We start from the raw sequence: 23,270 nt of genomic DNA on the forward strand, positions 1-23,270 counted from the left end.
GGATTACTCGCCCGCGAACAGCTTTGCCCAGCGACGCTTTTCGCGGGTCTTCCAGTGGCCGCGGTGATAGGCGTCGGAGGCGAGCAGCGGCATCACGCTGCCCGCCTCGGCAAACACCATCTGCTCGATCGCGGTGGAGACCTTACCCCAGCTTGCCGCTTCTTGCAGCGTCGAGGACGAACACGCACCATCGCGCACGTCGGCGACGGTGATTTGCACGGCGTATTTGTGCACCGACACGTCTTCGTGACCGAGGATTTCGGCACACACCACCGTGTCCTGGATGAAGTTCTTGGGCACCCCGCCGCCGATCATCAGCAGGCCGCTTTCGCCGCCCTTGATCTTGATGTCGGTCAGCTCGCGGAAGTCCGCCACCGCGTCGATCATCAGATAGGGCTCCCCCTTGGCCATCTGGTCGACCTGATGCTTCACAAGGCCGAAACCGGCGGACGAGTCGACGAAAGCCGGGCAGAAGATCGGCACGTCATGCTCGTAAGCCAGCTTGACGAGGCTGTTGTCCTTCTTGCCGTGCTCGACCAGATACTTGCCCATTTCGCGGATGAACGCGCGGCTCGAATAGGGCCCCGGCGGAAGGCTGTTGGCGATGGCGTTGATGGTGAAGTCGCAGTCCTGCAGCTGCTCTTCATCGATATAGGTGTCATAGATGCGGTCGATATAGAGCGAGCGCAGCGTGTCATCATCGGGCACTTCCAGCGCTTGGTAGTGCTTGTGGCCAAGCCCTTCGAAGAAGTCCATGTCGACAATCGTCGCGCCCGTCGCCACGACGCAATCGACCATGTTGGAGCGGATCAGCTCGGCATACAGATCCATGCAACCGCCCGCACTGGTCGAGCCTGCGATGACGAGGAAGATGGTGCAATCCTTGTCGGCCAGCATCTGGTTGTAGATTTCGGTCGCGCGGCCGAGATCGCGGCTGGTGAAGCTCATCTTCTTCATCGAATCGACGATCGGACGGGCATCGAAGCTGGTGATGTCGATATGTTCGACCTGCGTGCTCAGCAGTTCCTTCTTGCGCGTATCGTTGATGGGCTTGTCACTCATGTTGCATTCGACTCCTGTCCGGTTTGCCCGATCAACGGGCCGCGTGGCTCCCCCGTTCCCCAAAACGCCGCAAAAGGGAAGAGGGAACGGCGAACCTGTTACACCTGTTACACGGTCCTGGAGCAAAAAGCGCGAGGGCCATCGCACCCCCGCAAACCCGCTTCCAGCGCGGGATAGAGGCCAAAATTCAGGGGAGATCCGCATAGTGGAGTCATCCAGCATCTTTCCAATTCTGTAGGAAAGCGGCAGACCATCGTGACGATGGAAACAGATACCAGACAACCCACCCGTGAAGGCGTGCTGCGCGCAGCCGCAAGCATCTCCGCCCACTTCCCGCCGACCCCGCTGCTGCCCTTCGAAGCGAACGGTCACACCGTCTGGGCCAAGGCCGATTGCCTGCAACCCATGGGCGCGTTCAAAATCCGCGGTGCGTGGCACCGGCTGACCGAGATGTCCGCAGAGGAACGCGCACGCGGGGTTGTCGCGGTGTCGAGCGGCAACCATGCGCAAGGGGTCGCACTCGCCGCGCGGATGCTCGGCGTTGAGGCGACCATCGTCATGCCGCAGGACGCTCCGCGCGTGAAGCTGGAGCGCACCGCCGCCTATGGCGCGCGTGTCGTCACCTATGACCGGATGACCGAGAACCGCGAGGAAATCGCCAAGGCCATCGCGGCGGAAAAGGGCGCGATCTACGCCCATGCTTATGGCGACCCGTGGGTGATCGAAGGGCAAGGCAGTGCGGGGATCGAAATCGCGGCGCAGATGAAAGCGCAGACCGGGCGCGAAGTGTCGCGCATCGTTGTGTGCTGCGGGGGCGGCGGACTCACCGCAGGTCTCGCCCTCGCCTGCCCCGATGCGAGCATTGTGCCGTGCGAGCCCGAAGGCTGGGACGATGTGTGCCGCAGCCTTGAAAGCGGCGAAATCCAGAGCGTTGGCGCAAACCCGCCCCCCACCGCCTGCGACGCAATCCAGACCTTTGCCACGTTCCCCATCAACTTTGCAGTGATGAAGGAACGCTGCACCGAATGGGCGCGGGTGTCGGAGAAGGAAATCCGCGACGCACAGCGCTTCGCCTTTGCGCATTTGCGGCTCGTCGTCGAACCCGGCGGCGCGGCGGCGCTGGCGGCGGTACTGGCGGGCAAAGTGGTGCTTGATGACAGCACGGCGGTGATGCTGACCGGTGGCAATACCGACGCGGCCGCGTTTGCAAAGGTGTTGGCGAGCGCAGATTAAGTTGCAATTGACAATCTAATTGGGTGCGGTAACTCTTGCCCGGTCTTTCGGGAAGAGTTCACCACATGAATACCGCCATTCTTGCGCCCGCCGCCGCACTCATTGTGTGGTCGATTGTCATGCTGTTCTGGATGGCGTTCACGCGCTTTCCGGCGATGAAAGCGATGCGCGAGGCGCGCGGCTCCACCGGCTCGGTGAGCAAGAGCAAGGCGGGTGGTCGCGGACAGGATCTTGAAGGGTTGATCCCTGACAATGTGAACTGGAAATCGCACAATTATACGCATCTGATGGAGCAACCGACGCTGTTCTATGCCGTGGTGCTTATCCTCGCCATGGTCGGCCCGACGCAGGACATGGTGATCGCCGCATGGCTCTACACCGTGCTGCGCATCGCGCATTCACTGTGGCAGGCGCTGGTGAACACAATCCCGGTGCGCTTCATGCTGTTCCTGCTGAGTACCTTCGCGCTCACCTATCTCGCCATCCGCGCGCTGATGGCTACGCTCTGATGGAGATTCTGCAACCGGTCGTCGCGCTGGCCGCATGGACGATGGTGATGTGGCTGTGGATGTATGCGACGCGGCTACCCGCCATGTCCGCCGCAAAGGTCGATCCGGACAGTCTGGCGCGCAATCCCGATGCGAGCCTAGACCGCACCTTGCCGCCGCACATCCAGTGGAAAGCGCATAATTACAACCACCTGCACGAAGCGCCGACGGTGTTTTATGCCGTGGCACTGGCGCTCGCACTGCTCGAAGCAGGTAATGGCCTCGCCGCGCTGCTCGGCTGGGCCTATGTCGCGCTGCGGGTGGTGCATTCGCTGGTGCAGGCGACCATCAACCGTGTGGTGATCCGCTTTGCGTTGTTTGCGGCATCCTCGCTGGTATTGATCGCGCTGATCGTGCTGGCGGCGCTCGCAGCGTTCTAGGGATTACTGCGCAGGGCACGCTTCAGCCGCCCTGCACCACCGTCGTTTACAACAGCCATGCCCCGGGCAAAGAAGGAGCATGGGCGATGGCGTATATCCTGATTGTCGATGACGACGACATTGTGGCCGAAATGGCCGCCAACATCCTCACCAATGCGGGCCATGGCTGCGGCTGGGTGAACAGCACCAAGGCGGCGATGGAACTGCTGGTGAAGCGCAAGCCCGACCTCATCCTGCTCGACCAGAATATGCCGCGCGAAAACGGCAGCGCGCTGCTGCGCCGGTTGCGCAATTCGCCGCGGCTTTACGATATTCCGGTCATTATGCTGACGGCGGTGACGGGCATCCGCGAAGAACAGATCGCCTATTACCACGGCGCACAGGACTATGTTCGCAAGCCCTTCAGCGAGAAGATGCTCCTGTTCCGCGTGCGGCAAGTTCTCAAGGCACGGCAGGTCGGCGCGACGCAGCGGCATCTGAAACATATGCCCGCCAGTGCGCATCCCGCCATGCGGATGATCTGACATGAAAGACCGCGGAACCCGGGAAGTCAGGCACCAACGCTCGCCAGATCGGCGATGAAATTCGCCGTCCATTCGTGCACATTCGCTTCGCGCACGGTGACGATCATCTTCTGGTACCGGCTCTTTCGCTCTTCCAGCGGCATATCCAGCGCCACGCGGATCGCGTGCGCCATTTCATCCGCGCTATAGGGGTTTACCAGCACCGCCCCTTCGCCATCGCAATCGAGCTGCTGTGCGGCGCCTGCAAAGCGGGAGAGGATCAACACGCCCGGATCCTCGGGGTCCTGCGCCGCGACATATTCCTTGGCCACAAGGTTCATCCCGTCGCGCAGCGGGGTTACCGCGCAAATCTTTGCCGCGCGATAAAAGCCGTAAAGCTCCTCCTGCGGAAATCCCTTGTTCACGTACCGTACCGGCACCAGATCGACCTCGCTGCGAGCACCGTTGATCTGTCCCGCTTTCTGTTCAAGCGTCGCGCGGATTTCCTGATAGCTCTGGACATCTTCGCGGCTCGGCGGAGCAATCTGGATGAAAACGAGATCGCGCACTCTTTCAGGATAGCGGTCAAAAAACCGGCTGATCCCGTCGAGGCGTTCGGGCAAGCCCTTGGAGTAGTCGAGGCGGTCCACCCCGATCATTGCCGTACGACGGCGGGTTGACGACAACAGCCGCTGTTCCGCTTGTCGCGCCTCTCCGACGTCGCCTTTTGACGTGAAATGTTCGTAGTCTATGCCGATCGGATAGGCGCGCGCGACCGTGGTCTTGCCTTCAAAGGTGACCTCGCCGGTCTCATGATTGACCTCTGCACCCAGTTCCTTACCGCAATAATGCAGGAAGCTTTCGAGCCAGACCGAGGTCTGGAACCCGAGCAGATCGTAATGCAGCATCGCACGGACAAGTCGCTCGTGATAAGGCAGGGACACGAACAGATTGGTCGGTGGCCACGGCGTGTGGAGGAAGAAACCCATCTTATTGGTGATGCCCATCGAGCGCAGCCGTTCGCCCAGCGGCAGCAGGTGGTAATCATGCACCCAAACGCTGTCATCCGGCTCGATCAGGGGTAAGGCGCTTTCCGCAAAACGCTCGTTAACCCGCTCATATCCCTTGCCAAATTCGCGCTCGTATTTGGTAAGGTCGATACGGTAGTGGAACAGCGGCCACAGCGTCGAATTGGCATAACCGTTGTAATATTCCTCGATATCCTGCGGTTCGAGATCGATTGTGGCGGTGGTTACCCCATCGCCCGAGCGGACGTAATTGATGCTACCGGTGAAATTCGGCGTATCCTGCCCCGACCATCCGAACCAGATGCCGCCATTCACTTTCAGCGCCGCGTTGAGCGCGCCCGCCAGACCGCCTTGCGCACCCGCCACCCCGCGCGCCTTGGGTACGGCAACGCGATTCGAGATGACGACAAGTCTTGGCACCAGGCCCCCTTTTGTCCGCCGCTAGCGGACCGTGTTCCATCCCTTCGACAACAATCCGGCGCAGTTAATTGTTCCGACAAGGGAATAGGTCTGCGGGAAGTTGCCCCACAATTCGCCGGTTTCAAAATCCATGTCTTCGGACAGCAAGCCCGATACGGTGCGGTGGGCGAGCATTTTCTCGAACAGATCGCGCGCCTCGTCTTTGCGGTCCATCAGCGCCAGCGCCTCGATCAGCCAGAAGGTGCAGATGTTGAACGCGGTTTCGGGCGCGCCGAAATCGTCCTCGGCAGCGTAGCGCAGCATATGCTCGCCGCGCCGCAAATCGCGCTCGATCATTTCAAACGTGGCGAGGAAGCGTGGATCGTCTGCTGCAATATAGCGCAGTTCGAGCAGTTGCAGCAGGCTCGCATCGAGATAGTCGCTCTCGAAACTCGCCCCGTAATGGCCGCCCTCGCCGTTCTGCTTCCACGCCTTGTCTTCGATCGTCTCGGTGATCTTGCGTGCCCTTTCGCGCCAGAATTCGGCACGGTCCGCCTTACCGATATGCGCGGCCACGTTGGACAGGCGGTCACACGCCGCCCAGCTCATAACGGCAGAGTAAGTGTGCACTTCCTCGCGCGTGCGGAATTCCCACAGACCGGCATCGGGCTGGTCGTGCATTTTCCACGCGGCCTCGCCCACTTCCTCCAGCGCTTCGAAATCACGGTCATCCGCCATGCGCAGCAGCCGCCGGTCGAGAAAGCCCTGCGCGCTCGGCAGCACGATCTGGCCGTAGCAATCGTGCTGCACCTGCTTGTATGCAGCGTTCCCGATGCGCACCGGCCCCATCCCGCGATAGCCCGCCAGATAGGCTGCGGTGGTCTCGCTCAACCGCCCTTCGCCCATCACCGAGTAAAGCGGCTGGATCTGCCCGCCTTTCGCCGCATCGATGATATTGCGCAGATATTTGAGATATTTCTCAAGCACATCAAGTGCGCCCAAACGGTTGAGCGCCTGCACCGTGTAATAGGAATCGCGGATCCAGCAATAACGGTAATCCCAGTTACGCTCGCTGCCGGGAGCCTCCGGGATCGAAGTCGTCAAAGCCGCGACAATCGCGCCCGTTTCTTCGTGCTGGCAGAGCTTCAGCGTGATCGCGCAGCGGATAACCTCGTCCTGCCATTCGAACGGCGTGGCAAGCCCGCGCACCCAATGCTGCCAGTATTTGCGCGTCGATTGCTCCATCCGCCGGATTTCTTCGCGCAAGTTGCCGGTGAAGGGCTCGTCCGGTCCGAGAAAGAAATGCGTATCCTGTTCGATGCGGAAGGTGCGGCCTTCCATGATGTAGCCCACCGGCGCATCGGTGGAGAGGCGCAGCGCTTGCGGTTCCACCAGATAACGGATGTGGTTTGTGCCATTGGTCGTATCGGCGAGCGAGGCACCGTGGTTCCTCATCGGTCGCAGCACAACGCGGATTCGCGGATTGCCCGCTACAGGCCGCACAATGCGCGCAAAAGCCACCGGGCGATACATCCGCCCCTTGCCTTCGTAGCGCGGACAGAAATCGAGCACTTCGACCGCGCTGCCATCCTCTGCTTCTAGCCTTGTCAGCAGGATCGGCGTGTTGCGGATATATTCCTGCGAGGAGCGGATTTGACCGTCCAGCTCGAACCGCCAGACGCCCGCATCCTGCTGGTCACCATTAAGCAGCGCACAGAAGGTCGGATCGCCATCGACGCGAGGCACGCAGCCCCACACGAAGCTGCCAGTGGAGTTGACCAGAGCCGAGACCTGGCAATTGCCGATAGGCCAGAGCTCCAGCGAGCTTTGCTGCGTATTCGCGGTTTCTTCACTCACAGTTGCAACCAATGGTGCACTGCAGCAGGGCTGGCAAGAGCGTAGGTGGCGTTTTCACTCGGGCGTTCGCCCACGGCGATGCCGAAACCGCCCAATTCGCGCGCGGCGCGCATTCCGTCTTCATCGGTCACATCGTCGCCGACAAAAACGGGTGTCGCACCAGCGAATGGCTCGACCTCCATAAATGCGCGCACCGCGCGCCCCTTGTCCTCGCCGCCTGCGACCAGTTCGATAACGCATTTGCCTTGCTTGACGACAAGTTCATGCTGCGCGGCCAGTTCGCGAGCGAAAGCGAGGCCTTTGTCCTCAAGCGAAGGATCAGACCGGAAATGCAGCGCCGCCCCGTGCGGCTTGTCTTCGGTATTAAAACCGTTCGCTGCGGCAAAGGCTTCCACCGCATCGAGCGCTTCTTGTGGCAGCGCCGCCGCAGCCTCTCCCAGCGACCTGCCATCGGAAGTGCGGCAATCGCTGCCGTGCGAACCGGCCCGCGCTATGGCGAGCGGCCCGAGATGTTCCTCCAGATTGGCAATCGCCCGCCCGCTAACCAGCGCGAGCCGCCCTGCGAGCCGTTCCGCAAGCGCGTGCATCCGCCCGTTCATGTCCTCCGGCACAAAAATCGCATCCGGCGTCGGCGCAATATCGACCAGCGTCCCGTCAAAATCGAGAAAGAGCGCCAACGGACTATGCCGGGCAAGGTCATCCAGCGGTGGCGGCGGAGGCAAAGTCAGATCTGTCACAGCCGTAGGTGTAACCGGCAGGTCCGAAGGGTCAATGCCCTTACACCTCCCCGTATGACAACCCGCCGAAACCCCTGGGCTCCGGCTGACGGACGCAAATATCATCTGCAGGATATGGTAGCGGAGGAGGGACTCGAACCCCCGACACGCGGATTATGATTCCGCTGCTCTAACCACCTGAGCTACTCCGCCACAAAGGCAACGCCCGCGGGCCGCAAGGGCGACAGGCGAGGCGCGCATTTAGGGGGCAAGCACGTCTCGGTCAACCGCGAAAACGCCAGCTTTTGATATGCTCCCACGGGCCGCCGCGATAGGCGTGGAGCGACAGCCCCGCAAAGGCGAAAGCGCGCGGGAGAATCTGGGGGCCGAGGCTGGCTTGCAAAGCCTTTGCCTCTTCAATGCTAACCTTGTTCTGTATCGTAATGTGGAGGCGCGGCGCGTGCTCGTCTTGTGGTGTTAAGAGGCCGTGGAACCGTTCCGCCAGTTCCTCTCTAACCGCCAGCATCGCTTCACTCTCCAGCTTGATCGCGGTGCCCTTGCCCAGCTTCATCAGCCCGACTAGCCGCGCCGGAACCGGCGCATAGTCCCGCGCCAAAGCCACGCAGCAATCGCGCACTTCGCTCTCGCAACTCGGCGGGAGCGCGTGGAAGAGCGTGACATGCGCGTCGAGAAAATTGCGTTCCGGCGGAAAGTAATCGCGGCGCAGCGCGGTGGCCCAGGCTTGCAGATCATCGGGCAGCATGGCCGTGAGGATCAGCGGCGCTGGCCCGCTATGCTGCGCCGTGTTCACATCTCCCCGCGCTCGCGGCGCAGCGCGAACCAGCGTTCGACAGCGGCATTGTGCCCTTCGAGTGTCTCGTTGAACTCGTGCCCGCCGCTGCCATCGGCGACCATGTAGATCGCGTTGGTCTCCGCCGGATTGAGCACTGCTTCGATGCTGGCCCTGCCCGGATTGGTGATCGGCCCACGCGGCAGGCCGACCATCGAGTAGGTGTTGTAATCGTTGATCGCCTGGATCTCCGACTGGCGGATGCGCCGACCCAACGGACGGCCTCGGGTGATCGGGTAGATGATCGTCGGGTCGGCCTGCAGCATGATGCCCTGACGGATGCGGTTCGAATAGAGCCCTGCCACCTCGCGCCGTTCTTCGGGAACGCCGGTTTCCTTCTCGACAATGCTGGCGAGAATCACCGCCTCTTCGGGCGTGGTCGCAACGGTGCGGCTCGTGCGGTTGGGCCAGAGCTCGGCAATGGTATCGTCCATCGCGCGCTGCATACGAGCGAGGACGGCGATGCGCTCTTCCCCGCGTTCGAAATTATAGGTGTCGGGCAGGACAGAGCCTTCTTCGGGCACCGGAATTTCACCCACCAGCAGCTCTTCCGCCATCAGCAGATCGTGCACGATAACCGAGGGCGTGCCTTCGGGAATGGTGATGCTGTAGGCAATCGCTGCGCCGTGCTGGAATGTATCAAGAATGCTCGCCGCGCTGGCACCAGCTGCCAGCATAAACTCGCCCGCCTTGATCGGATCACCGCTGCCGAAAATCTTCGCGCGCAGCAGGAAGGCGTCGGCAGAGGCGATGTGCCCGGCTTCTTCCAGATCATTGGCGACCGATGTGAGCGTGGAGCCGGAAGCGACGGTGAACGCCGTCTCCTCCTCTACTTCGGCACCGCCCCACCACCCCAGCGCCAGCCATCCGCCTATGCCGACGGCCAAGATGACACCAAGCGCGACCAGCCCGGCAAGCAGCTTCTTCATGTCATTCGTCCTCGGCGATGATGACCGGCGATGAATCGCCCAGGTCAGTCTGGTGAGCTTCACCCCAAGTCAGTGTCAGCAAAATGATTGGAACGATAATCAACGCAGCCAAAGCTAGTGCAATTGCCAGGAGAAAGTGGCGCGTCTTCATGTCAACCCTCTACGCGCTTCATCACCAGCGATGCATTGGTGCCACCAAAGCCGAAGCTGTTGTTGAGGACTGCGTTCACTTCGCGCTTTTTCGCGGTGAGCGGAACCAGATCGACACCCTCGGTGCCGTCATCCGGATTGTGCAGGTTGAGCGTCGGCGGCACGATCTGGTCGCGCATGGCGAGGATGCAGAAGATGCTTTCCACCGCGCCCGCGCCGCCCAGCAGGTGGCCGATGGCGGATTTGGTGCTGCTCATGCTCGCACCTCCCAAATCGCTGCCCAGCACGCGCCTGACCGCCGCCAGTTCGATCGTATCGGCCATGGTAGAGGTGCCGTGGGCGTTGACGTAATCGATGTCCGACGGCTCCAGCCCGGCTTTCTTCAGCGCCATGCGCATCGCATTTTCCGCACCCAAACCTTCGGGGTGCGGCGCGGTGACGTGATAGGCATCGCCCGACAGGCCATAGCCGACCACTTCGGCATAGATTTTTGCGCCGCGCGCCTTGGCGTGTTCGTATTCCTCCAACACCACAACGCCCGCGCCCTCGCCCATCACAAAGCCTTCGCGGTCTTTGTCATAGGGGCGGCTGGCTTCGGTCGGGCGGTCATTGAAACTGGTGTTGAGCGCGCGCGCCTGCGCGAAACCGGCAATGCCGATGGGGCAAATGGTCGCTTCCGCACCGCCTGCCAGCATGATGTCTGCATCATCGTCGCGGATCATGCGCGCGGCATCGCCGATGGAGTGCGCACCGGTGGAGCACGCGGTCACCACCGCGTGGTTGGGGCCCATCAGGCCGTATTTGATGCTTACCTGACCCGAAATCAGGTTGATGAGGCGCCCATGCACAAAGTGCGGCGAAACGCGGCCCGGACCGCGATTGGCGAGATTGTTCGATTCGAGCTCAATACCCGGCAGCCCGCCAATGCCCGATCCGATGGAGCAGCCTGCGCGCAGCTTCTTAGCATCGGTCATTTCGGTCAGACCGGCATCTTCCAATGCCTGCCCTGCCGCGTCGAGACCGAAGACGATAAACGGATCAACCTGCCGCTGGATCTTGCCGTCCACGCGCTTGTCCGCGTCAAAGCCCCACGGATGATCGGCGGGCTTTACCTCGCCTGCAATGGTGCATTTCTGGTCCGAGGCGTCGAAACGGGTGATCTGCCCGATCCCGCTTTCACCGGCGATCAAGTTCTTCCAGGTGGTTTCCACATCCCCGCCCAAGGGGGTCACAAGGCCAAGGCCGGTAACGACAACGCGCCGCATAGTCTTCTCTCTCCGCAAGCAGAAAAGGCCCAGCCATTACGGCCGAGCCTTTGCTATCCGCCCGCCACCAGCACCCTTGGGCGCAGTGCAGCGGGCAGGATCAGTTCACAACGATTGCTGGCAATCAGCCGGCATTCTCTTCGATGAACTTGTTGGCATCGCCGACCGTGTTGATCTTCTCGGCAGCATCGTCGGGAATTTCGACACCGAACTCTTCTTCAAAGGCCATCACCAGCTCGACAATGTCGAGGCTGTCTGCGCCCAGATCGTCGATGAAGCTGGCTTCCGGAGTCACCTTGTCTTCCTCGACGCCGAGATGTTCGACGACAATCTTCTTCACGCGGTCAGCGGTATCGCTCATGTAATCCCTCTCAAGATTGGGGTTTCAAACTCGCCTTTCGCCCTAATGAACGCTTGGCGTCGGCGCAAGTGGTTGCACGCGTTTTGCGGTCACTGCGAAAACTGGCGATGAAACGGCTGAATTCAAGCCATCAGGCGTATTCGACGAAGGGTATGGACGCGAAAAAGCGTTCGCGTTGCGCGGGATCGCCGAGATAATCCTGCGAAGTCAGCGTCAGAGAGCGCGGCTTGCCCTCGTTCGCCTTCAGCTTCATGATCGCAATGCCTGCACCGCGCGGAACGGTGACTTTGAGTGATTTGATGGCCGAGAGCCTATACGCCATCTCCGCCCGCCGCGGCACTTCCCGCGCAAAATCCCAACCGGCAATCGCCGCATGGGCCTCGCGATTCTTGTTTATTTGCCGTTCGATGACCGGATTGGCGACGAAATTATACGCGGCATAGGCCCCGCTCAGCCGCTGCCAGCCCGGCCCGGTGCGCAGAAGGTACAGCGTGTCTCCAATCAGAAAGCCCGAATAGACCGCCGCGTTGCGGATAAGCCCCGGCGAACGTAACAGCCAGTCGAGACGGACAACCGGTTCACTCATCAACGCCCCCTTATTTCGCGCGCATTATTCAATGCAAAGCACGCCAAGGGAAGACCACAAATCTGGGGGTTTGCGCCCTATTCCTTGCTGGCCTTGGGCAACTCCACCGTGCGGATATGCACATCGCGCAGCTGGTTGGGCGTCACTGCCGAGGGCGCGCCCATCATCAGATCCTGCGCCTTCTGATTGAGCGGGAAAGCGATGACTTCGCGGATATTCGGCTCGTCTGCGAGCAGCATCACGATGCGGTCTATACCCGGTGCCGAGCCGCCATGCGGCGGTGCGCCGAGCTTGAACGCTTCGATCATGCCGCTGAAATTCGCGTCGACATCTTCCTTTGAGTAACCCGCGATTTCAAACGCCTTGTACATGATTTCGGGCTTGTGGTTCCGGATCGCCCCACTTGAGAGTTCGTAGCCATTGCAGACGATATCGTACTGCCAAGCCTTGATTTCGAGCGGGTCGGTGCTCTCCAGCGCGTGCATTTCGCCCTGCGGCATTGAGAAGGGGTTGTGGCTGAAATCGACCTTCTTCGCCTCTTCGTCATATTCGAACATCGGGAAGTCGACGATCCAGCAGAACTTGAAGCAATCCTGCTCGATCAGCTCCAGCGTTTCGCCCACGCGGGTGCGCGCGGCACCGGCCAGCTTGGCGGCGTCTTTCTCCTTGCCCGCGGCGAAGAACAGGCCGTCATTCTCGCCAAGGCCCAGTTCGGCATAGAGCGCTTCCATGCCTTCGGTGCCGTGGTTCTTGGCAATCGGACCGCCGAACTCGCCGCCCTTGCGGGTGACATAGCCGAGGCCTGCAAAGCCTTCGCGCTTGGCCCAATCATTCATGTCGTCAAAGAATTTGCGGCTCTTCTCATGCGTATTTGGCGCAGGGATCGCACGGATCACGCCGCCGCCGCCAACAATCTTCTCGAAAATGCCGAACCCCGAGGTGGTGAAGTGGTGCGTCACATCGCTGATGATAAGCGGATTGCGCAGGTCGGGCTTGTCGGTGCCGTATTTCAGCATGGTTTCGGCATAGGGAATGCGCGGAAACTCGCCTGCGGGGGTTACGGTCTTGCCATTGGCAAACTCTGCAAAAACGCCCGCCAGAACCGGCTCAATCGCTTGGAACACGTCTTCCTGCGTCACGAAGCTCATTTCGAAGTCGAGCTGGTAGAATTCCGGCGAACGGTCAGCGCGCAGGTCTTCGTCGCGGAAGCACGGCGCGATCTGGAAATAGCGGTCGAATCCGGCGACCATCAGCAGCTGCTTGAACATTTGCGGCGCCTGCGGCAGCGCGTAGAAACGGCCGGGATGCAGGCGGCTGGGCACCAAATAGTCGCGCGCACCTTCGGGGCTGGATGCACCGAGGATCGGAGTCTGGAACTCGCTAAAACCCTGGTCGATCATGCGGCGGCGCAGCGAGGTAATCACGCGGTTGCGCAGCATGATGTTGTTGTGCACCCGCTCGCGCCGCAAATCGACGAAGCGGTATTTCAGGCGCGTTTCCTCGGGATAGTCTTCCGCCGAATTGACGATCAGCGGCAGTTCCTCGGCATGGCTCTGCACCGTTACGCTGCGGGCAAACACCTCGATCTCTCCGGTCGGCAGGTTCGGATTGACCGCCGCCGCATCGCGCGCCTTCACATCGCCATCGATGGTGATGACGCTTTCCAGTTTCAAACCGTCAAGCAAGGCAAGCGCGGGGCTGTCCTCGTCCGCCACAATCTGCGTGATGCCGTAATGGTCGCGCAGATCGACAAACAGCACGCCGCCATGATCGCGCTTGCGGTGCACCCAGCCGGACAGGCGCACGCCTTCCCCGACATTTTCTTTCGAAAGCTGTGCGCAAGTGTGGGTACGATAAGCGTGCATCGGGACTCTTTCCATTTCGGGGTCTATACCCTAGGGGCGCGCGTCGGCGCTGCGCTAAGGCTTAGGCATCTGCGCGCGCTAACAGGGTATGCACGCCGCTTTGTCAAGATTCGCGAAGGATAATCGCGTTCGGGACAGGGCCAGTGCGGTAGGCACGGTGAACCGGCCAAACGAAGTGAAAGACACGATGGAAATCCACCCCCTCATTACCGATTCCGATGATTTGGCCGATCTGTGCGAGCGGCTGGCCAAAAGCGATTTCGTGTGTGTCGACACCGAATTCATGCGCGAGAACACCTATTACCCGCTGCTCTGCCTGGTGCAGGTGGGTAACGAGCATGAAGCCGCAGCCATCGATCCGCTGGCCGAAGGGCTCGATCTCACCCCGCTGCTCGAACTTCTGACCGGGAATGACGAGGTGCTGAAGATTTTCCACGCCGGCGGGCAGGATGTGGAGATCATTTACAACCTCACCGGCAAAACGCCCTTCCCCATTTTCGATACGCAAATCGCGATGATGGCGATCAGCCAGTCGGAGCAGATCGGCTATGCCAATCTCGTGGAAAGCTGGCTCGGCATCACGGTCGACAAGGGTGCGCGCTTTACCGATTGGAGCCGCCGCCCGCTGACTGAACGGCAGATCGAATATGCGATCGGCGATGTGACCTATCTCGCCAAGATTTTTCCCAAGATCCTCAAAAAGCTCATCAAGACCGATCGCGGCCACTGGCTGAACGCCGAGATGGAAAAGCTGGCCGATCCGGCGAATTACGCCAATGATCTCGACACCGCATGGCATCGCATCCGCGCGCCGGGCCGCAATCCGGCGGTGCTGGGGCGGCTGAAGGCGCTGGCTGCGTGGCGGGAAACCGAGGCGCAGGACAAGGACATTCCACGCGGTCGTATCATCCGCGACGAAACGCTCGCCGACCTTGCCAGCCATCCGCCCAAGACACAGACCGATCTCGCCAAGGTGCGCGGGCTTTCGCAGGCGTGGAAAGAGAACGATATCGGGCGGCGCCTGATGAAAGTGCTCAAGAATGCAGAGCCGCTCTCGCCCGACGAAATGCCCGACAAGCCCAAGCGCGGTGCGCCGCTGGGAAAGGAAGGCGCGCTGGTGGCCGATTTGCTCAAACTGCTGCTGAAAATCCGCGCCCGCGAAATCGACGTGGCGTCGCGCCTGCTTACCAAGTCGGACGAGCTGGAAGCTCTGGCGGCTGGTGTGCGCAAACTCCCGATCTTGGAAGGCTGGCGCTTCGAAGTGTTCGGCAAGGACGCGCTGGAATTGGTAGAAGGCAAGCTCGCTTTCGCAGTCGAAAAGGGGCGGTTGAAAATGACCCATATCGACGATGTGCAAGCGGAAATGGTCGAGGTTGAAGCAGAGGCTGCGGCGGCTCAGTGAGCACCTACCTGCCCACTATCAAGCAGTTGCAATATCTCGTGGCGCTCCACGAGCATGGCCATTTCGGCAAGGCGGCAGAGGCAAGTTTCGTCTCACAATCAACGCTTTCCGCCGGAATCCGTGAACTGGAATCGCTTCTCGGAGTGACACTGGTGGAGCGCAGCCGCCGCGTTGTGCGCTTTACCCCGCTCGGCAACAGTGTGGTCGCCAAGGCTCATCGGCTGCTGCGCGAGGCGGAGGAGCTGTCCGATCTGGTGCAAGCTGCCGGTCAGCCATTATCTGGCGAACTGCGGATGAGTGTCATCCCCACCATCGCGCCTTTCCTGCTCCCGCGTATTCTCCCGCGTCTGCGCAAAGAGCGTCCGCAGCTAAAGCTGTTCCTGCGCGAGGAAACCTCCGACCACGCCATCGAATCGCTCCACCATGGCCGCGCCGACTGCGTGCTGCTCGCCCTCCCCTTCGCGACCGGCGACGTAGAGAAGGAAATCATCGCGCATGACGAATTGTTCGTTGCTTTCCCCAAGGACGATCCGCGCGATCCGCCAGCGGAAATATCGCCAGCGATGATCGATGAAGGCCGCTTGCTGCTGCTCGAAGACGGGCACTGCCTGAAAGAACACGCGCTCGCCGCCTGCAACCGGCCCGAAATGCGCGCGAGTGCGACGATGATCGGCACCAGCCTGCACACGCTGGTGCAGATGGTGGATAACGGCCTCGGCCTCACCATGCTGCCCAAGATGGCGATTGATGCGGGCATTTTGCTCGGCACCGATGTTGTCGCACGCCCGCTCAAAGGCAAGCAGACCGGCCGGGAGATCGCACTGGTGTGGCGCACCAATTCGCCGCGCGCGGAGGAATTCCGCCTCCTGGCCGAGGAATTGCGCGCGGGCTGAAACATTTACCACTTGCTGGTATAGCGTCGCACGTCATGCGGTTGCTCGTCGCCCCTTTTCTGCTTGCGCTTGCCGCGTCCGGTGGGCTGTCCGGTTGCAGCGAGCAGCCTGTGCAGGCCCAATCGGCGGAAAACAGTGCAGAAACGCAGCGCGCAGCACAGACCGAGGCGGCGCAAACCGAACTCGCAGCAACGATTGACCGCATCGGCGAGGACTTCGGCGGCTCACTCGGTATCGCGGTGGTCGATGTCGATAGCGGCTGGCAGACCGACTGGAACGGGGCGCAGCTGCTCCCCCAGCAAAGCGTCAGCAAGCTGTGGGTCGCCTTCACCGCCCTGCGCCAAGCGGATACCGGCGCGCTTGATCTTGGCCGCGAAGTTACGCTCACCCGCGCCGATCTGGCAGTATTTTACCAGCCGATCCGCGAGGAAATCCTTGCCGCAGGATCGGTCACGACGAGCGTGGAAGACCTCATCACCCGCGCCATCACGCAGAGCGACAACACCGCCAATGATGCGGTGCTCAATGTCGTCGGCGGGCCGGAAGCGGTGCGCGCCGAACTGGCCGATGCGCAGCTTGCCGACATCCGCTTTGGCCCCGGCGAGCGGGCGATGCAGAGCGCGATTGCCGGCCTCGAATGGCGGCAGGAATATGCCTACACCCGCCTCGGCTTTTTCGACGCGCGCGACGCGCTTCCCGACAGTGTGCGAGCCGCTGCCTTCCGCCGCTATCAGGATGATCCGGTGGACGGCGCATCGGCGCTGGCGATTGCCGGAGCCTTGGCCCGATTGGAACGCGGCCACCTGCTCACCCGCGAACGCACGCGCTGGCTGATCGAAGTGATGTTCGCAACGCGCAGCGGCCCCAACCGCCTGCGTGCCGGAGCGCCCGAAGGCTTCACTCTCGCGCACAAGACTGGCACCGGCCAGTTCTACGAAGGCCGCCAGTCGGGCTATAACGATGTCGGCCTGCTGTATGCGCCTGACGGCTCGGCCTATGCCATCGCCGTGATGATTGGCGAGACGCAGCGCCCTACGGAAGACCGGATGGCGATGATGCAGGCGGTCACCCGAGCGGTGGCCGATTATCACAACGCATTGCCTTGAAACCGCCCGCTATTCGCGCAATCCTGCCCCTCGGAGTCGCAGTTTGCCAATGTGGGGGATTATTCCATGAGTGATGCAAAACCGAACCTCTTCCTGCTCTACACGCTGAAAGAGGGGGTGACGCCCGAGCAGTTCGAAAACTGGGTGCGCACAACCGATTATCCGTCGATGCGCGGCCTAGCCCGTGTCGCCGACTTCCGCACCTACCGCGCCGAGCGGCTGCTGATCGGTGAAGGCGCGCCCGGCTTTGCCTATATCGAAGCCTTCGCAATTCCCGACATGGACGGCTTCATCGCCGAAGACATGGGCGGCGAAACGGTGCAAACGATCATGGGCGAATTCATGGGCTTTGCCGAAGCACCGCAGTTTATCGTGGTGTCTGAAGTGGAATAAGGTCCTGTCCAAGACTGCCGCAGAGGTGTAACCCGGCTCTTTAGCCGCCCGAAGCAACACGCGGCATTGCTGGGGGATAATCCATGAAGACAATTGGTTATGCAGCACGCGATACGAGCGGGGCGCTGGCGCCCTACGCCTTTGATCGCAGAAGCGAGCTGGCGCCCGGCGATATTGTCATCGAAATCCTCTATTGCGGCATTTGCCATTCGGATTTGCACTTCGCCCGCGATGATTGGGGGATGACCAACTATCCGGTTGTTCCGGGACACGAAATTGTCGGCCGCGTCATCGCCACAGGCGGCGGCGCGGCAAAATATGCCGTGGGCGACACCGTAGCGGTGGGGTGCATGGTCGATAGCTGCCAGCATTGTGACCAATGCCATGCGCATCAGGAACAGTTCTGCCGCGAAGGCATGACGATGACCTACGGCTCACCCAATCCCGATGGCGAAGGCGTCACGCAAGGCGGATTTTCCAAGCACATCGTGGTGCGCGAGGAATTCGTGCTGGGCGTGCCAGCGGCGCTCGACCTCGCCCGCGCCGCGCCCTTGCTGTGTGCCGGGATCACCACCTACTCGCCGCTCAAGGCCTGCGGCGTGACGGAGGGCAGCCGCGTAGGGGTCATCGGCCTCGGCGGGTTGGGCCATATGGCAGTCAAGATTGCCGCCGCCATGGGCGCGCAAGTCACCGTTATTTCGCGTTCCCCCGACAAGCAGGCCGATGCCGCAGAGCTGGGTGCGAGCGAATACCTCCTGTCCACGGACGAGGATTCAATGTCTGCGGCGGCGAGCAGTTTCGACGTCATTATCGATACCGTACCGGTTGCGCATGACGTCAACGCGTACATCCCGCTGCTCGATGTGGGCGGGGAACTGGTGATCGTCGGGCAGGTCGGCCCGCTGGAAACACCCACCAATACCGCACCAATGCTGTTCGGGCGCAAGTCGATTTCGGGGTCGCTGATCGGCGGGATCGCGGAAACGCAGGAAATGCTCGATTTCTGCGCCGCGAACAACGTGATGCCGGAGATTGAGATTATCCGCATGGAAGAGGTAAATAAGGCGTTCGAACGGCTGGAGAAATCCGATGTCCGCTATCGCTTCGTGATCGATATGGAGTCTCTGGCAGTTGAAGAGGTGTAGGCCACGCCACCCCCATCAATCCAAGTGCCTCAATCCATGTGCTTCAAGCCGACGCGCAGATAGTCCCAGCCGGTAATCACGGTCAGCACCGCCGCGCTCCACAGGCTGACGAGGCCGACGGTGCGGATCCACTGGTCTTGCCATGTGCCGCATCCTCCCGGCGCATCGAGCGAGGCGCAGGGCGTGCCATGTACTGCCGCGCCAAGGATGAGCGCGCCGAGCGCCACCAGCTGGAAGGTCGTCTTCCATTTGGCGAGCTTGGACACCGGCACGCTCACCTGCAATCCGCCGAGAAACTCGCGCAGGCCCGAAACGGCAATCTCGCGCATCAGGATGATCAGCCCCGCCACCACGTGCAGATCGCCAACATATGGCCCGCGCAACTGGCCTTGCGCCGCCAGCACCAGAATAACCGTCGCCACCATGATCTTGTCGGCAATCGGATCGAGGAAAATGCCCAGCTTGCTCACTGTCCCGCTCGACCGCGCAAGCATTCCGTCGAAATAGTCGGTGATGCCCATCAGCGCGTATAGGACAAAGGCCAGATAGTATCCCAATGCCCAGCCGGGCCACCACAGCAGGAAGCCGAGCAAGGGCAAGGCAAGGATACGCGACAAGGTGAGGATATTGGGCAATGTCCACATGGGCGCGACTCATAGCCGCAATATCATTCGGGAAAAAGCGTGGCCTATGGACTGGATTGGTTATAAGCCGGAGGAAATCCGCGCCCGAAGCAATAGGCCGAAGCATCAGGAAGGCGACTTAAGCGACATCATGTTCACATCGACCCACCTGCTCAAGCAGCGGCGGTTCCTGCCGCTCTTTGCCACCCAGTTGCTGAACGCGTTCAACGACAATCTCTACAAAACCACGATGGTGCTGTTCGTCGTCTATGCGGTATACAGTTCGGAAGAGGCCGAAGTGCTGTTCTCCAGCGCGGCGTCGGCAGTGTTTATCCTGCCCTTCTTCCTGCTCTCCGCCATTTCCGGCCAACTTGCCGATCTACGCGACAAGGCGAAGATCATCCGCATGGTGAAGGCTGCCGAGATCGGCATTATGACGGTGGGCGCAATCGGCCTGTTCATGGCGCTGCACGGGGTGGCGGTGGAGTTGGTGGCGATCCCGCTGCTGATGCTCGCCCTGTTTGCCATGGGGGTGCACTCGACCTTTTTCGGGCCGATCAAATACGCGATCCTGCCTCAACATCTGGAAAAAGAGGAAGTGCTGGCAGGCACCGGACTGGTCGAAGCAGGCACTTACCTCGCGATCATGGGCGGGACGATCATCGCCGGCTTTCTCGCCAATAAGGTGGAAGTCGCCGCCGCGGCGATCATGGGAGTGGCGGTTATCGGCTATCTCACCAGCCGCCACGTGCCCCCTGCACCGCCGATGGGCGAGCCTGAGAAAGTCGACTTCAATCCCTTCACCTCGTCGTGGAACCTCGTGCGCGACGTGTCGCACAACCGCGAAGTCTTCTTCGCCATTCTCGCGATCAGCTTCTTCTGGACGATCGGCTCGGTGCTGTTCATCCAATTCCCGCCGCTCGCCAAGAATGTGCTCTACGCCGATCCTGCGGTGGCCAGCCTGCTGCTGGTGTTCTTCTCCATCGGTGTGGCCATCGGTTCGGTGGCGGTGAATCTGCTGCTGAAAGGGCGGGTATCCTCGCGCTATTCGCCGGTTTCGGTGGTGCTGATGGGCGCCATGGTGGTCGCGTTCTATTTTGTGTGCCTAGCGTGGAACGCATCGGTGACGGACACCGCGCTGATGAACATTTCCACCTTCCTCTCCTACCCGCTCGCCTGGGCGCTGCTCGCCTGCCTGCTGTTTATCGCAATTTTCGGGGGGATGTTCGTGGTGCCGCTTTATGCCTTCCTCACCACCAAGGTTGAATCGAACCGCGCCAGCCGCGCGGTGGCGGCGAACAATATCGTCAACTCGGGAGCGATGGTGGTGGGGGCGTTGCTCGCCCTGGGCCTCAGCACCATTGGCATACCGCTGGCCGAGCAATTGCTGCTGAGCGCGGCGATGTGCCTTGTCTCGGCTTGGCTGGGCACGATGCTGCTGAAGGCGGAGCGCGATGCCGAGGCGGCGGCTGCCGCTTAAGCGAGCTCGGTCAGATGATAAAGGTCATCGTCCCGACAAAGCCGGCAACATAGGTCGCGGCGACCGTTTCCAGATCTTTGCGCGTCAGGTTCAGGCGGAGACGCCACGGCACCTGCCGCTCGATTTCGTTGGCGCGGTGCACCACGTGCGGCGGCAGCGACGCCCTAAACCAATGGCGGCGGGATTCGTCGGTAAGAACAAGTGCGCGTCTCATGGCATTCGTCTTAACGCTTTCGTAACCATATGCGATATCGCTGCGATGGGCGTGTCCACAGACGGGACGGTTCGCAAACCGCTGTGGGTAGTTGCAGGCGAAACCGGCTGGGTCTAACGCTGCGGACGATGACCGATACACCATCCCGCTCCGTCGCCCGCCTGCTGGTCGATTGCCTTGTCGAACAAGGCTGTGACCGCGTATTCACTGTACCGGGAGAGAGCTTTCTGCCCGTGCTCGATGCGTTGTCCGATTGCGGCGCGATCGACACGGTCACCTGCCGCCAAGAAGGGGGCGTTGCCTTCATGGCTTGCGCCGATGGAGCGATGACGGGCAAGCCCGGCGTGGCCTTCGTCACCCGTGGGCCCGGCGCGACCAATGCCAGCATCGGCGTCCACGTCGCCTTCCAGGACTCGCAGCCGATGATCCTGTTTGTCGGTGATGTCGATCGCGGCATGAAAGACCGCGAAGGCTTTCAGGAAGTCGACTTCCCCGCCTTCTTCGGGCCGATTGCCAAATGGGCCGCCAAGATCGACGATGCGGCGCGCATTCCCGAATATATCGCGCGTGCCTGGTCCGTTGCCGTATCAGGACGCCCCGGCCCGGTCGTTCTCGCCCTGCCCGAGGATATGCTGCACGAAAAAGGTATTACCGCGCCGGTGCGGCCTGCGGCTACGCGGCCTGCGCAAGCGGTTTGCCCCGATGCGATGGGCACGATGATGCAAATGATCGGTGATGCGGCGGCCCCCATCGCGATTGTCGGCGGCGCGGGCTGGCACGAGCGGGCACGGCATTATTTCACCGAATTTGCCGAGCGGATTGGTCTGCCAGTAGCGACAGCATTCCGGCGGCAGGATGCAATCCCGCCCTCCTCGCCAGTCTATGCGGGCAATCTGGGTTACGGCCCCAACCCCAAGCTGGTCGAGCGGGTCAAGGCCGCCGATCTGGTGCTGTGCGTGGGCGCACGGCTGGGTGAGGCGACTACCGACAGTTACGGCCTGATTACGCCCGATCATCCGGGCCAGATACTCATCCACGTCCACCCTGATGCAAACGAGCTGGGCCGCGTCTATCGCGCTGATTTGCCGATCTGCGCCGATATGGCCGAATTCGCCGAGAGCGCCGCGCTCTGGCCGACCGAGGACATCATCCCCTTCGATGCCGGAGCACAGGCGCACGCCGAGTGGCTTGCCTGGCACACTCCGCGTGAGGAGATGCAATACGATCTCGATCTGGCCGTGGCGATGGGCAGCGTGCGCCGCCTGCTTCCCGCAGACGCGATCATCTGCAACGGCGCGGGCAACTTCTCTGGCTGGTGGCACCGTTACTGGCCCTATGCCGGTTTCCCCTCGCAGCTTGCGCCCACCGCCGGAGCTATGGGCTATGGCGTTCCCGCAGCCGTCGCCGCCGCGCGCCGCTTTCCTGATCGCTGCGTCGTCGCCGCTGCAGGTGATGGCGATTTCCTGATGAACGGGCAGGAACTGGCCACTGCTGCGCAGTACGGGCTCGACCTGCTGGTGATCCTGTTCGACAATTCGTGTTATGGCACGATCCGGATGCACCAGGAGCGCGAATATCCCGGCCGCGAAGCGTCAACCCACCTCGCCAATCCCGATTTTGCGCTAATGGCGCAGAGCTTTGGTGGCTGGGGCAAGCGGGTGGCGACCAACGCCGAGTTCGATGTTGCACTGGAAGAGGCGATGGGCCGCAAGGGCATCCGCCTGCTCCACTGCATCACCGATATCGAGCAACTCGCCGCCAGCGGCGCGACGGTGAGCGGATTGCGCGGGTCGTAGGGGCTATTCGCCCATTTTCAGGATGATGTCCCACTCACGGGGCTTTATTTCTGCCACAGACAGCCGGCCAAGCCGCACCAGCTCGATCCCTTCGAGATCGGGGTTGGCCTTGATCGCTTTCAAGGTGACGGGTGTGTTCATTGCGCGCACCGGTTTCACCTTTACCGTCGGCCATTTGCCTTCGGCGTCAGTCGGATCAATCAGGCCGGACTTGCTCACCTCGGCAATCCCGACGATCTCCAAACCCTTGTTCGAGTGGTAGAAAAAGCATTGATCGCCCGGCTGCATAGCCTTCAGATTGTTCGCCGCGCGGTGGTTGCGCACGCCGTCCCACACGGTTGCTCCGTCGCGCAGCAGCTGTTCCCAAGCGTATTTGAAAGGCTCCGACTTGATCAGCCAGTAATTGGGCACGTGTGACTCCTCTTGCTGTCGCATTTGCTGTTTCTGGGCGCCTAGCGCGGCTGGCGCCGCATCGCAATTAACGGA

25 protein-coding genes and 1 tRNA gene are annotated in these 23,270 nt (G+C 61.4%); 11 read left to right on the forward strand and 15 right to left on the reverse strand.

Annotation, left to right across the window (positions count from 1 at the left end; all coding sequences use genetic code 11):
• Positions 1–3: 3 nt before the first annotated feature.
• Entirely contained in the window at positions 4–1,062 is a 1,059-nt protein-coding gene (locus ACS0VV_RS07185; protein WP_483532039.1) for a 1,9-bis(guanidino)-5-aza-nonane synthase, read from the reverse strand.
• 261 nt (positions 1,063–1,323) lie between these two features.
• On the opposite strand from ACS0VV_RS07185, the gene ACS0VV_RS07190 reads away from it, so the two are divergent.
• The 4 genes from ACS0VV_RS07190 to ACS0VV_RS07205 all read left to right on the forward strand — a co-directional run bounded on the left by ACS0VV_RS07190 (position 1,324) and on the right by ACS0VV_RS07205 (position 3,747).
• Entirely contained in the window at positions 1,324–2,295 is a 972-nt protein-coding gene (locus ACS0VV_RS07190; RefSeq protein WP_483532040.1) for a threonine ammonia-lyase, read from the forward strand.
• A 65-nt stretch (positions 2,296–2,360) separates the two neighbouring features.
• The gene (locus ACS0VV_RS07195; protein ID WP_483532041.1) at positions 2,361–2,804 is read left to right on the forward strand and encodes an MAPEG family protein; all 444 of its coding nucleotides are present in this window, start codon (positions 2,361–2,363) and stop codon (positions 2,802–2,804) included.
• The gene (locus tag ACS0VV_RS07200; protein WP_483532042.1) at positions 2,804–3,223 is read left to right on the forward strand and encodes an MAPEG family protein; all 420 of its coding nucleotides are present in this window, start codon (positions 2,804–2,806) and stop codon (positions 3,221–3,223) included. Before ACS0VV_RS07195 ends, ACS0VV_RS07200 begins: the two co-directional genes overlap by 1 nt.
• Before the next feature lie 86 nt (positions 3,224–3,309).
• Positions 3,310–3,747, forward strand: coding sequence for a response regulator (locus tag ACS0VV_RS07205; RefSeq protein ID WP_483532043.1), 438 nt, complete (start codon positions 3,310–3,312; stop codon positions 3,745–3,747).
• 26 nt (positions 3,748–3,773) lie between these two features.
• Here the strand turns inward: ACS0VV_RS07205 and ACS0VV_RS07210 are convergent, their stop codons facing one another.
• From ACS0VV_RS07210 to aspS, 11 genes are all read right to left on the reverse strand, one after another.
• Positions 3,774–5,174 carry an alpha,alpha-trehalose-phosphate synthase (UDP-forming) gene (locus ACS0VV_RS07210; protein ID WP_483532044.1) on the reverse strand — a complete coding sequence of 467 codons (1,401 nt, stop codon included), beginning with the start codon at positions 5,172–5,174 and terminating at the stop codon, positions 3,774–3,776.
• A gap of 21 nt (positions 5,175–5,195) precedes the next feature.
• A complete protein-coding gene (locus tag ACS0VV_RS07215; protein ID WP_483532045.1) occupies positions 5,196–7,010 on the reverse strand; it encodes a glycoside hydrolase family 15 protein in 1,815 nt (604 codons plus the stop codon).
• Positions 7,007–7,747 (reverse strand): trehalose-phosphatase, encoded by a 741-nt coding sequence (otsB, locus tag ACS0VV_RS07220; RefSeq protein WP_483532046.1) that lies wholly within the window; start codon positions 7,745–7,747, stop codon positions 7,007–7,009. Before otsB ends, ACS0VV_RS07215 begins: the two co-directional genes overlap by 4 nt.
• 115 nt (positions 7,748–7,862) lie before the next feature.
• Positions 7,863–7,939, reverse strand: a tRNA-Met gene (locus tag ACS0VV_RS07225).
• A gap of 70 nt (positions 7,940–8,009) precedes the next feature.
• Positions 8,010–8,489: a 2'-5' RNA ligase family protein gene (locus ACS0VV_RS07230; RefSeq protein WP_483532047.1), complete on the reverse strand. Its 480-nt coding sequence runs from the start codon at positions 8,487–8,489 to the stop codon at positions 8,010–8,012.
• 44 nt (positions 8,490–8,533) lie between these two features.
• Positions 8,534–9,505, reverse strand: a complete 972-nt coding sequence (mltG, locus tag ACS0VV_RS07235) for an endolytic transglycosylase MltG (RefSeq protein WP_483532048.1) — start codon at positions 9,503–9,505, stop codon at positions 8,534–8,536.
• A gap of 1 nt (position 9,506) precedes the next feature.
• A complete protein-coding gene (locus tag ACS0VV_RS07240; protein ID WP_483532049.1) occupies positions 9,507–9,656 on the reverse strand; it encodes a hypothetical protein in 150 nt (49 codons plus the stop codon).
• A gap of 1 nt (position 9,657) precedes the next feature.
• On the reverse strand, positions 9,658–10,920 hold the full coding sequence (fabF, locus tag ACS0VV_RS07245; protein ID WP_483532050.1) for a beta-ketoacyl-ACP synthase II: 1,263 nt from the start codon (positions 10,918–10,920) through the stop codon (positions 9,658–9,660).
• 124 nt (positions 10,921–11,044) lie between these two features.
• The gene (locus ACS0VV_RS07250; protein ID WP_483532051.1) at positions 11,045–11,281 is read right to left on the reverse strand and encodes an acyl carrier protein; all 237 of its coding nucleotides are present in this window, start codon (positions 11,279–11,281) and stop codon (positions 11,045–11,047) included.
• Positions 11,282–11,411: 130 nt separating this feature from the next.
• Complete coding sequence (locus ACS0VV_RS07255; protein WP_483532052.1) at positions 11,412–11,867, reverse strand: hypothetical protein; 456 nt, start codon at positions 11,865–11,867, stop codon at positions 11,412–11,414.
• Positions 11,868–11,944: 77 nt separating this feature from the next.
• Positions 11,945–13,732 (reverse strand): aspartate--tRNA ligase, encoded by a 1,788-nt coding sequence (gene aspS / locus ACS0VV_RS07260; RefSeq protein WP_483532053.1) that lies wholly within the window; start codon positions 13,730–13,732, stop codon positions 11,945–11,947.
• A 187-nt stretch (positions 13,733–13,919) separates the two neighbouring features.
• Here aspS and rnd point away from each other — a divergent pair, with 187 nt between their 5' ends.
• From rnd to ACS0VV_RS07285, 5 genes are all read left to right on the forward strand, one after another.
• Positions 13,920–15,134, forward strand: coding sequence for a ribonuclease D (gene rnd / locus ACS0VV_RS07265; RefSeq protein ID WP_483533513.1), 1,215 nt, complete (start codon positions 13,920–13,922; stop codon positions 15,132–15,134).
• Complete coding sequence (locus tag ACS0VV_RS07270) at positions 15,131–16,027, forward strand: hydrogen peroxide-inducible genes activator (RefSeq protein ID WP_483532054.1); 897 nt, start codon at positions 15,131–15,133, stop codon at positions 16,025–16,027. Before rnd ends, ACS0VV_RS07270 begins: the two co-directional genes overlap by 4 nt.
• A gap of 110 nt (positions 16,028–16,137) precedes the next feature.
• Positions 16,138–17,133, forward strand: a complete 996-nt coding sequence (locus ACS0VV_RS07275) for a serine hydrolase (protein WP_483532055.1) — start codon at positions 16,138–16,140, stop codon at positions 17,131–17,133.
• 66 nt (positions 17,134–17,199) lie between these two features.
• A complete protein-coding gene (locus tag ACS0VV_RS07280; RefSeq protein ID WP_483532056.1) occupies positions 17,200–17,526 on the forward strand; it encodes an REDY-like protein HapK in 327 nt (108 codons plus the stop codon).
• A gap of 83 nt (positions 17,527–17,609) precedes the next feature.
• Positions 17,610–18,671 carry an NAD(P)-dependent alcohol dehydrogenase gene (locus tag ACS0VV_RS07285; RefSeq protein WP_483532057.1) on the forward strand — a complete coding sequence of 354 codons (1,062 nt, stop codon included), beginning with the start codon at positions 17,610–17,612 and terminating at the stop codon, positions 18,669–18,671.
• 29 nt (positions 18,672–18,700) lie between these two features.
• Here ACS0VV_RS07285 and pgsA read toward each other — a convergent pair whose 3' ends face one another.
• Complete coding sequence (pgsA, locus tag ACS0VV_RS07290) at positions 18,701–19,315, reverse strand: CDP-diacylglycerol--glycerol-3-phosphate 3-phosphatidyltransferase (RefSeq protein ID WP_483532058.1); 615 nt, start codon at positions 19,313–19,315, stop codon at positions 18,701–18,703.
• Positions 19,316–19,445: 130 nt separating this feature from the next.
• Between pgsA and ACS0VV_RS07295 the strand changes: the two genes are divergently transcribed.
• Positions 19,446–20,774 (forward strand): MFS transporter, encoded by a 1,329-nt coding sequence (locus ACS0VV_RS07295; protein ID WP_483532059.1) that lies wholly within the window; start codon positions 19,446–19,448, stop codon positions 20,772–20,774.
• A gap of 10 nt (positions 20,775–20,784) precedes the next feature.
• Here ACS0VV_RS07295 and ACS0VV_RS07300 read toward each other — a convergent pair whose 3' ends face one another.
• The gene (locus ACS0VV_RS07300) at positions 20,785–20,988 is read right to left on the reverse strand and encodes a hypothetical protein (RefSeq protein WP_483532060.1); all 204 of its coding nucleotides are present in this window, start codon (positions 20,986–20,988) and stop codon (positions 20,785–20,787) included.
• 128 nt (positions 20,989–21,116) lie between these two features.
• On the opposite strand from ACS0VV_RS07300, the gene ACS0VV_RS07305 reads away from it, so the two are divergent.
• The gene (locus ACS0VV_RS07305) at positions 21,117–22,784 is read left to right on the forward strand and encodes a thiamine pyrophosphate-binding protein (protein WP_483532061.1); all 1,668 of its coding nucleotides are present in this window, start codon (positions 21,117–21,119) and stop codon (positions 22,782–22,784) included.
• Positions 22,785–22,787: 3 nt separating this feature from the next.
• Here the strand turns inward: ACS0VV_RS07305 and ACS0VV_RS07310 are convergent, their stop codons facing one another.
• Positions 22,788–23,195, reverse strand: a complete 408-nt coding sequence (locus tag ACS0VV_RS07310) for an EVE domain-containing protein (protein ID WP_483532062.1) — start codon at positions 23,193–23,195, stop codon at positions 22,788–22,790.
• Positions 23,196–23,270 lie beyond the last annotated feature (75 nt).

It is taken from the genome of Aurantiacibacter sp. KMU-128 (genome assembly GCF_056933515.1).